The following is a 10,152-nucleotide window of genomic DNA, read 5'->3' as shown; positions in this document are numbered from 1 at the left end:
TTTTATGAATAAAATTTGATTTCTTTATCTTTTTATTATATATTTATAAACGGAATTTATTATACACAAAAGAAAAATTATAAAGATTGGAGATTTTAAAATGAAAAAGTTCTTTGAAGAATTTAAAGCCTTTGCTTTAAAAGGAAATATTATCGACTTAGCAGTTGCAGTTGTTGTTGGAGGAGCATTTAATAGTATTGTTAAATCATTAGTTAATGATATTATTATGCCACTTGTTGGTGTTTTAACTGGTGGAGTTAACTTTAATGAATTAAAAATAACTTTAGTACATGCTACTTTAAAAAAACCTGCTGTAACTTTAAATATAGGAACATTTATACAAAACGTAGTTAACTTCCTTATTATAGCTCTTTCTATATTTGTGGTTATAAAGCTATTCTCTAAATTACAAAAAAAGAAAGATGATGAAGTTGTTGAAGAGGAGCTTGAAGCAAATACAGTTCTTTTAACTGAAATAAGAGACCTTTTAAAAGGAAATGTTAAAGAAGAAAACGAAATAGCTTCTACTGTAGCAGCAACTACTACAGAAAAAGAAGAGATTACTATTAAAGATAAATAAACCACAAATTTACTAAAAAGAATCTATAAAGATACCTTCTCTATGAGAAAGATATTCATAGATTCTTTTTTTATTATTTGACTTCTTTTAAAAGATTCAGTATTATTTTTTTTAATACAATACATAATAAAGGATGAGATTTACTATGGATGAAAATTATTTTGAAAAACTTTTATCTATATCTACAGATAAAGTACAAAACCTAAATGAATCAACTATGCACTACAATAGATATGAGCCTACTTCTTATTCTTCTCTTGAAGAATTCTTTAAAGATCACCCTCTTTCACCTAAAGATGAAATTGTTGACTTTGGATGTGGACTGGGCCGTCTTAACTTTTACTTAAATTATAAGTTTGGTGCAAAAACTACTGGAATTGAAATGAATGAAGAACTTTATAATGGTGCTTTAAAGAACTTAGAATCTTTTAAGGACTCTAAATATAAATCATCAGTAAGTTTTTTTAATGGACTTGCTGAAGAATATAATATATTAGATACACAAAATATTTTTTATTTTTTTAATCCATTTTCAGTTCAAATTTTTATGAAAGTTTTAGAAAATATTTTAACTTCTGTTTGCAAAGCTAAAAGAAATATTTTTATTATTCTTTATTATCCATCTGAAGACTATATCTTCTTTATAGAAAATTGTAATCTTTTCTCTTTAGTTGAAGAAGTTAAGCTTAAAAACTTTAATAAAGACTCTAATGAGCGTTTCCTTATTTATAAAAATGCTTTTTAGGAAATTAAAAGAAAGTGGTTATCTATTTTAAGACAACCACTTTCTCTATTTTATTTATCTATTTTTATATTCTGTTATTCCTAAAGCTAGTGCCCCAACAACTCCAGCTTTACCTCCTAAAAAGGCTCTCTCTATTTTACAGTTTTCTAAAATTGGACCAAGACATCTATTTTTCATTTCTTTATTTACTATGTTAAATACTGTGTCTCCTCCATTTGAAACTCCCCCACCTATAACAATCATATCAGGGTCTAAAATATTTGCACAGTTTGCAGAGAGTACTCCTAAGTATTTAAGTGAATCTTCTAATATTTCTATAGAAACTTTATCACCTTTTACAGCTTCATTAAATACTTCTTTTGCAGTAACATTTTTATAATCTTTTAATGATGTTTTAATAGAACTTCTTACAGCATCTTTTGCAAGATTACCTATAGCAGTTCCAGATGTCATAGCCTCAAAACATCCCTTATTTCCACATCCACATCTTTTTCCATTTACTTCAACAGTTGAGTGTCCAACTTCTAATGCATTAAATGTACTTCCTCTATAGATTTTTCCATTTAATATAGCACCTCCACCAACACCAGTACTTGCTGTTATATATACCATATTAGTTGTATCTTTTCCTGCTCCAAATGTATGCTCCCCAATAGCTGCTGCATTTGCATCATTATCAAGATATACAGGTATTTTAAACTCTTCTTCTAACTTTTTTACAATTTCAAAATTTTCAAAAGGTAAGTTTGGAGGATTTAAAATTACACCAAGCTTATTATTAAGTGGTCCTGGTGCTCCTATTCCTATAGCCTTTACATTTTTCTCTTCACCTTCACTTACATGTGAAATAGTATACTTAATCTTTTCTAATATTACTTCTTCACCTTTTTCAGCTTCTGTCTCTACAACAATCTCTCTTAAAATATTCCCCTCATTATCTCCAATGGCTGTATATATTTTAGTTCCCCCTAAGTCAACACCTACAAATAATTCCTTCATATTCTCACCTTTTAGCAAATAGTTGCTTGCTCTTCCTTATCAAAAATATGAATCTTACTTTCATCCATAACAAATCTTGCAGATCCTTCTGTTTTTACATTATCAGCAGTTGCAGTTTTAATTGTTATATTTTTGTCTCCATTTTTTAAGTAAAGGTACGTTTCAGCTCCTAAGTTTTCTGATATATCAATATCAAGTTCAAAAACAGTATCTCTTTTTTCTACATCACTTGGCTTACAGCTCATATTTTCTGGTCTTATTCCTACTAAAACTTCATTATTAGTTTTATTTTTCTCTTTAAGCTTTGAAGCTTTGTCTTTAGATAATTTTATTTCTCTTCCTAAAACTTCTAAATAAATTTCTCCTGATTTTTCAAATGTTTTTCCATATAAAATATTCATTTGAGGACTTCCTATAAAGCTTGCAACAAAAAGGTTAACAGGATTACTGTATATTTCCTTTGGAGTTGCTACTTGTTGTACTATTCCATCTTTCATAACTACTATTCTAGACCCTAAAGTCATAGCCTCAGTTTGGTCATGTGTTACATATATAAATGTTGTTTGAAGTTTATTATAAAGTTTCGCTATTTCTGTTCTCATTTGAACCCTTAGTTTAGCATCTAAGTTTGATAAAGGTTCATCCATTAAGAATACTTTTGGCTTTCTTACAATAGCTCTTCCCATTGCAACCCTTTGTCTTTGTCCTCCTGAAAGTGCTTTTGGCTTTCTATCTAAAAGATGCTCTATATCAAGAACTCTAGCTGCATCACGAACCTTTTTATCTATATCATCTTTAGACTCTTTTCTAAGCTTTAATGCAAACGCCATGTTTTCATATACTGTCATATGTGGATATAATGCATAGTTTTGGAAAACCATTGCTATATCTCTATCTTTAGGAGCTACATCATTTACTAATCTGTCTCCAATATGAAGTTCTCCTCCTGATATTTCTTCAAGTCCTGCAATCATTCTAAGAGTTGTTGATTTACCACATCCTGATGGTCCTACAAATACTATAAACTCTCTATCTTTTATATCTAAGTTAAAGTCCTTTACTGCCTTAAACCCATTTTCATATTCTTTTTCAATTCCTTTTAATAATAATCCTGCCATTTTCAATATCCCCCTTTAAATTATGCCTTTGTAAATCCTATTGAATTTATATTTTTACAAATACTTATTAATTTTCTATCCATAGTCATTTTATATCCAACCATTTGCTTTCCACTTGAAACTAAAATAACTTTTTCACTATTTTTTTCTAAAGCTGCATTTATAACCTTAGTTCCACGTCTCTTACACTCTTCTGTAGTTACTATATCAATAACCTTGCTTACCTCAATAGTTCCAACTACCTTTCTTCTTCTTTTGCTCATTATTTTACTAACTACAAGTTCACCTTCAGTTAATTCATATTCATATTCTAAGAACATTTTATTTTCTACTATTCCTAGTGCTAAATATAAACTTCCAAATATTAATGATCCTATGATTCCTATAGTAAATGGTGATAAAATTGCAAGTACTATCATAGTACTTCTAGCTACACTCATATTTTGAACTTTAGGACCATAATCTTTAGTTAAAAACTGCTCATAAAACATAACTTTCTCCCCCCTCGTTTTATTTGTCTAAACTTTTATCTTATTTTCAAATTAATTATTTTCATTTAAGAAATTTTTTAAAGCTCCAACTAAATTAGCATCACCTTTATGTGTGCATGCTTTAAGAGTTGGCTTTACTTTAGCTATTTCTATCTTTTTTAAAATATAATCCATTTTTTCATTTATTCTTTCTATGAAATCTTCTCTCTCTGATATTGCACCACCTAAAAGTATTACTTCTGGGTCATAAATATATTGAAGATTAAATATTCCTTTTGCAAGATTTAAGTAAAATCTATTTATTACTTCTATACACTTTACATTTCCTTTTGAAGCTTCCTCAAAAACTTTTTTCCCATCCCAAGAATCATCATTATATTCTTTTCTAATTTTTCTAACAAAAGACATTGTTGATGAAGTTTCACTAAAGTTTCTAAATACTCCATCTTCTTCTTCCATTATCATATATCCAAACTCTCCGCCATGAAGGTTTGCTCCATTATGAATTTCTCCATCTTTAACAATTGCTCCACCAATTCCAGTTCCACAAACAACAAACATCATACTTTTGATATCTTTTCCTGATCCTGTAAAGCTTTCAGCAAGAGCTGCACAGTTTGCATCATTTTCTATACTTACAGGTAAGTTAAATTCCTTATTTAAAATAACTTTAAAGTTTGGTCCATGTATACAAGGTATTGCACTCATACCATAAACAATTCCTGATTTTGTATCTACAGCACCTGGAGAACTAATAGCTATTCCTTCAATATTGAACTCTTCTTTCATCTTTCTTATTCCAGTAAAAAGTTCTTTTAAAAACTTATCAAGTTCTTGATAAACCTTTAGTTTATCTTTCCATACTATATTTCCCTCTTTATCTAAAACACCAATCTTTATTGAAGTTCCTCCAATATCTATACAACCTATCATCTTCATTCCTCCATCATTTTGTAAATACATTTTTTAATAAAAGGGAGATTTAAATCTCCCTTTTCTCTATTTAATAAAGAGTTTCATTACTCTCTTAGATAAATTACTATTTTGTAGCTTTCCACTCATCAACTTGTTTTTGAACTTCAGCAACTACTTTATCAATTCCTTGCTCTTTAAGCTTAGCATTTAATTTATTTAAGTATTCAGTAGGATCAACTGAACCACTATATACTGTTGCTTTAAACTCTTCTAAAACATTGTTTATAGCTGCAATTTCAGTAGTTACGTTTTCTGGGTTAAATCTAAATCCTAAAGCTGGAGATAATTTAGCTTCATCGTTAAACTTTTTGAACTCTTCCCACTTAGTTTCAGGCTCACCTTCTAATACGTAAGTGTTGAACATGTTACCAATTCCGTAATAAACCATATCGTAATCTTTTTTCTTAGCTTCATCGATTTTGATAGTTTTATCAGAAACTTTAGTGTAATGCTCACCTTCAATACCGTAGTTTAAAAGGTTTCTTAAATACTCATCAGTATTTACAAGGTTTAAGAACTCAATAGCTTTTTCTGGATTCTTAGAATTCTTAGAAATAGCTGTCATAGCTCCTGTAGCTGAACCATTAGTTGCAACTGCTTCAGTAATTTCTGAAGAAACAACATCATAACCTAAAGTCTTTGACCAAATCTTTTCAGCATAAGGTTGTCCATCACCTTTAGTTACAAATCTTTTAATTGATTTATCGTCTTGAGCTGTTGCAGAATCTGCATTTATATATCCTTTTTGATAGAATCTTCTAATAGTTTCTAAGTTCTTTTTCATTTCTGGATGTTCAAACATATTTACTGCTTTTAAATCTTTATCATCTAAAGCAAATCCAACTGGTGCTACTATTGGATCAAAGAATACTTCCCATGAGAATCCTTTAGTAATATAGAAAGGTGTTACACCTGGTTCATTTTTCTTAATCTTCTCTAGCCATGGCTCTAAATCTTCTAGGCTATGAATATCTTGGTATGGTATTTTATATTTATCTACATACTCTTTAGTAAATGCCCACATTGGTGCTGCTCCAATTTCTTTTTGGTTTGGAACTGCAAATATTTTATTATCAACCTTAGCTGCGTTCCAGAATCTTTCATCTATTGCAGCTTTCATATCTTTACCTTTATCATCTAGGTAAGATGTTACATCTAAGAAAGCTCCCTTAGCTGCATTTCCAAAATAATCTCCTGCCCATGAACAAGTAAATGCTAAGTCATAACTTTCACCTGAATTTATAATTACAGACATCTTTTGAGTATAATCTCCAAAGTCAATAAAATTCATGTCTAAGTTTACATTTATTTTTTCCTCTAAGTAACTATTTGCTTTTTCAAGAACCTTATCAATATCCTTAGGTTGTCTACCTACTGTATACCATTTTAAAGTTACTGGTTTACCATCTGCTGATGCACCATCACTACTACCGCCACATCCAGCAAATACTGATGCTGCTGTAACTACACTAAGTGCAAGTGCCATTATTTTTTTTAGTTTCATAACAATTCTCCCCCTCAATTTCTCAATATGTTTATAATGTATTTTCAGAAAATTAATAACGTTTACAAGTTTATTATATTAAATTGAGTAAAACCTTTATAGTGTACAATCTTTAGATTTACTAGACAATTTATATATCCCTCATAAAATTAACTACTTGCACTTGTATAATTTCTAATTCCTATTTTCCAAACCTTTAAGGTTATCCATAAAAATATAGCTGGTGCAATCACTCCAATAGCCATAAAAAATATACTTTTTTCCTTAATTATCATTCCTGGTAAATTAGTTATTAAAAATATTGGGATAATAAATGTTCCTATATTTTGAATTAGCCTCCCATAAATTCCTTTTGGCATATTATTAAAATCCCATAAAGAATCACAAATTTGAGATATTCCATTAGTTGAAATAATCCAAAATGAAAGAAGCCTTGGTAATAAAAATAATGCATAAGTTAATATACTTCCTAATATTAAGAAAATAATAAATAAACTTATATTCAAAAGATTTACTACTATTCCACAATTCACCCAGCCTATTCCTATCATAATAGTTCCTGAAATTAAACAAGGTATAGGCATTGCAAAGTCTATATTTTGAAAACTTAAAATAAATAATAATGATACTGGCTTTGTAATTAAAATATCTAAATTCCCTGTTTTTATTTGATTGCTTATATTTAAGAAATTTCCATAGAAACTCATATAAATCCCTGTCATGAATACATAGGTCCCAATAAATATAAGCATATAATCTGGTGTCATTCCATTAATTGTGATGTTAGTTTCATAGATTAAAAATACATACGTCAATTTAGCAACCATAAATCCAACTTCTACAAACATTCCTGCAAAAAAATTTGCTCTATACTCTAAATTAGTTAAAAGAGAATTTCTTGCAAATACTCCTAATACACTAAGATATCTTTTAATTATTTCCATATCTATCCTCCTATCGCTATATATTTTTTAAGACCCTTATTAAATAAAACCTTTAAAAATACAAATATTATTACTGCCCAAATTAACTGAATAGTTATTCCAAATAAAATACCTTCATTAGATATTTTTCCTATAAGAACATCTACTGGAAATTGAAGCATATATTTAAATGGAAGTACATTTAAAAACTCCATATAGCCTTCTCCTAATATATCAAGAGGAAATATCCCACCACTTATAACAGTAAATATAATAGATACTGCTGGAAATATCTTAGCTACTTCTGTAAAGTAAAAAGCTGAAATTCCTAAAATAAAATATATAAAAAAATTTAAAAGCATTGCTAACATAAATGTTGTTATAATCCATACAATTCTAAGTAAAGTTAACTTCTCTTCGTTTGGAAATGCTATCATAATACTAGTCATAAAAAAGATAACCACTACAGATAATGATATTCTACCTCCTAAAAAACAACTTAATCTATAGTAAATATAATTTATAGGTCTTACTATATATTTACTAAGTCCCCCCATTTTAATATCATCATTTATCTCCCATTCAAATCCTGTAGATAAAAACTTCCCAACTAGTCCTACAAGCAATGTATACATAATCATCTGTTTATAGCTATATCCATATACTATCCCTGTTCCTGTTGCCTTATATATAGCACTCCATAAAGATACTTGAATAATGATTGGAAAAATACAACTTATTAAACTAAATAAAAAATCTACTCTATACTCCATAGAATTTTGAAATCCCATAAAAAAACAATAATAATATTTATCTAAATATTTTTTCATATCTAACACCCAATCTTATATAAATTTTCAATACTATTTTCTATTGGAGTATCTTCTATAGTAAAATCTATAATTTTAAATTCCTTAAATAATTCTGAAACAACTATTTTCAAATCTTCTTTTGTAACTTCTAAAGTTATATCTAGATCTTTTATTTCAATTATCTTTCCGTATCTTTTCAAAATATTTTCCTTTATCATTTCCTCAACTTTTATTTTTAAAATTTTTGTATTATCAATATTTCCTAAAGCTTCTAATTTATCATCATAAACAACTTGCCCTTTAGCAATAACTATGCACCTTTCACATAAAGATTTTATATCTTCCATATAGTGACTAGTTAAGATAATTGTTGTCTTTTCTTTTTTATTATGAAATTTTAAAAACTCTCTTATCTTTTTTTGTGAAACTATATCGAGCCCTATAGTTGGCTCATCTAAAAATAAAACTTTAGGATTATGAAGAAGCGCTGCAATAATTTCCATCTTCATTCTTTCTCCTAATGAAAGTCTTCTAACTTGTACTTCTAAAAGATGAATTACATCTAATAGCTTAGCCATTTTATTTAATCTATCCTCATAATCTTTATCTTTAATATTATAAATTTTCTTAATTAAATAAAAAGATTCTATTGAAGGTAAGTCCCACCATAGCTGATTCTTCTGCCCCATAACTATTGAAATTTTTTCCTTAAATTTATTTTCTCTTTTTGATGGATCAAATCCCAAAATTTCTATACTTCCCTTTGTGGGAAAAAGTATTCCTGAAAGCATCTTTAAAGTAGTAGTTTTCCCTGCTCCGTTTGGACCTAAAAAAGCAACTATCTCCCCCTCTTTAATAGAAAAATTAATATTTTTAACAGCCTCCTTCTTTAACATTTCTCTCCTAAAGAAATTTTCAAAACTACCTCTAATTCCTCTCTTTTTTTTATAAAATTCATAAGTCTTACATAGCCCATTAACCTTAATAACTTCCCTCATCTTAATCCTCCTAATTTCTAATTTAAAATTTAAAAGAAGACTTGCATCAAATCTTACAAGTCTTCTTATATATTAAAGGTATCTAAATGGTCTTAACTATTTTAATTTTACTTTAAATGTTTTTATTTCAAATGGTTTTATAGTAAAGCTTACTTTATTTCCTTCTGGATTTAATTTTTCTAAATCTCTTTCCATTAAGTTACATTCACAGATTTCTTCAATTTCTTTAAAGAATTCCATATTTACATTTGTTCTAGCATTGTGGAACTCATACATTCTTACTATTAAGTGGTCTGAATCCTCTGCTTTTTTAATTACTTCTATCATTACATTTTCTTTATCTAAGTTAACTAAGCTTAATGTGCTATCTAATTCTCCATCTTTAGCATCACAAACTGTTGCAAATAATGGTGTATTTAATTCATAAGCTTTATTAGTTGTTTTTGCTGTTTTAAAGTTTCCTTCATGTGCATAGATTGAGTAAGTTATGAAATGTTCTTCTTTATCAGCATCTGGATTTGGATCACAGCTTGATTTAAGAAGAGTTAATCTCATATTTCCATCTTTAATGTCATGTCCATATTTACAGTTATTCATTATAGAAACTCCAAAGTCTCCTTCTGATAAATCTGCCCACTTATGTCCACATACTTCAAAGCTTGCTACATCCCATGATGTATTGTTATGAGTTGGTCTTGTTACATTTCCATATTGAATTTCAAATGATGCTTCTTTAGTATTTACATCTACAGGGAATGCAGCTTTAACTAAAACATCTCTTTCTTTCCAATCTACATATGTGTCAAAGTCCATTCTTTCTAAATCATTGTATACATATACCTTTTGGATTATAGTTGACTCTAAGAATTTTCTTTCAATTTTTAAAGAACTTCTAACTGGTCCTACTTCAATTACTTCAATACTTTGTACATCATCAATCTTCCACATTTTTTCTTTGTAGTAGATATCTATATCCCAGTTATCAAAGCACATTGGCTTGTCTTCAA

Annotated in this window: 11 protein-coding genes; 2 read left to right on the top strand and 9 right to left on the bottom strand. The window is 28.4% G+C overall.

Annotation, left to right across the window (positions count from 1 at the left end):
* Positions 1–100: 100 nt before the first annotated feature.
* Complete coding sequence (gene mscL, locus ACRDDY_RS00640; protein ID WP_438563034.1) at positions 101–580, top strand: large-conductance mechanosensitive channel protein MscL; 480 nt, start codon at positions 101–103, stop codon at positions 578–580.
* 145 nt (positions 581–725) lie between these two features.
* Positions 726–1,325, top strand: a complete 600-nt coding sequence (locus tag ACRDDY_RS00635; RefSeq protein WP_438563033.1) for an SAM-dependent methyltransferase — start codon at positions 726–728, stop codon at positions 1,323–1,325.
* 54 nt (positions 1,326–1,379) lie between these two features.
* Here ACRDDY_RS00635 and ACRDDY_RS00630 read toward each other — a convergent pair whose 3' ends face one another.
* From ACRDDY_RS00630 to ACRDDY_RS00590, 9 genes are all read right to left on the bottom strand, one after another.
* Positions 1,380–2,324, bottom strand: coding sequence for an ROK family protein (locus tag ACRDDY_RS00630; protein ID WP_438563032.1), 945 nt, complete (start codon positions 2,322–2,324; stop codon positions 1,380–1,382).
* A gap of 11 nt (positions 2,325–2,335) precedes the next feature.
* Entirely contained in the window at positions 2,336–3,442 is a 1,107-nt protein-coding gene (locus ACRDDY_RS00625; protein ID WP_438563031.1) for an ABC transporter ATP-binding protein, read from the bottom strand.
* A gap of 20 nt (positions 3,443–3,462) precedes the next feature.
* Complete coding sequence (locus tag ACRDDY_RS00620) at positions 3,463–3,933, bottom strand: hypothetical protein (protein WP_438563030.1); 471 nt, start codon at positions 3,931–3,933, stop codon at positions 3,463–3,465.
* A gap of 51 nt (positions 3,934–3,984) precedes the next feature.
* Positions 3,985–4,866 (bottom strand): ROK family protein, encoded by an 882-nt coding sequence (locus ACRDDY_RS00615; protein WP_438563029.1) that lies wholly within the window; start codon positions 4,864–4,866, stop codon positions 3,985–3,987.
* Positions 4,867–4,972: 106 nt separating this feature from the next.
* Entirely contained in the window at positions 4,973–6,412 is a 1,440-nt protein-coding gene (locus tag ACRDDY_RS00610; protein ID WP_438563028.1) for an ABC transporter substrate-binding protein, read from the bottom strand.
* A 149-nt stretch (positions 6,413–6,561) separates the two neighbouring features.
* Positions 6,562–7,356 carry an ABC transporter permease gene (locus ACRDDY_RS00605; protein ID WP_438563027.1) on the bottom strand — a complete coding sequence of 265 codons (795 nt, stop codon included), beginning with the start codon at positions 7,354–7,356 and terminating at the stop codon, positions 6,562–6,564.
* A gap of 2 nt (positions 7,357–7,358) precedes the next feature.
* Entirely contained in the window at positions 7,359–8,165 is an 807-nt protein-coding gene (locus ACRDDY_RS00600; RefSeq protein WP_438563026.1) for an ABC transporter permease, read from the bottom strand.
* A gap of 2 nt (positions 8,166–8,167) precedes the next feature.
* Entirely contained in the window at positions 8,168–9,145 is a 978-nt protein-coding gene (locus ACRDDY_RS00595) for an ABC transporter ATP-binding protein (RefSeq protein WP_438563025.1), read from the bottom strand.
* Positions 9,146–9,241: 96 nt separating this feature from the next.
* The coding region (locus ACRDDY_RS00590; protein WP_438563024.1) for a glycoside hydrolase family 38 C-terminal domain-containing protein at positions 9,242–10,152 on the bottom strand (911 nt) is incomplete at its 5' end.

The sequence above is a fragment of the Clostridium sp. genome (assembly GCF_051656525.1).
Classification (GTDB): domain Bacteria; phylum Bacillota; class Clostridia; order Clostridiales; family Clostridiaceae; genus Clostridium.
Note: the sequence above shows the minus strand (reverse complement) of the source record. Positions and strands in the feature narration are given on the sequence as shown.